Below are 243 nucleotides of genomic sequence, written 5' to 3'. Positions count from 1 at the left end.
ACGCTGGGCCGTTATGTCAGCTACCGCCGGCACGACACCCGCATCCTGTGCGCGGACCCGGAAGTGTCGGGGGTCTTCGACGGCTACCGCGCGGCCCTGGCCGGTGAACCGTGGCGCGAGCTCACCTGCAGCGGTGGTTCGCGGGGGGAAGGCATCGGCCGCCCACGAGTGGAATCGAGCTTCATCCCGACCCGCGTGGATGCGCTGGTCAAGGTGCCCGATGCGCTGAGCCTGGCCGCCATG

General features: G+C 70.4%; 1 pseudogene. It reads left to right on the top strand.

Annotated elements, in window-relative coordinates:
• Positions 1–243 (top strand): annotated as a pseudogene (locus ACQG3P_RS22025) (PLP-dependent cysteine synthase family protein); the annotation flags it as partial.

The organism is Stenotrophomonas sp. SrG (assembly GCF_050031795.1).
Taxonomy (GTDB): Bacteria; Pseudomonadota; Gammaproteobacteria; order Xanthomonadales; family Xanthomonadaceae; genus Stenotrophomonas; species Stenotrophomonas rhizophila_A.
Note: the sequence above shows the minus strand (reverse complement) of the source record. Positions and strands in the feature narration are given on the sequence as shown.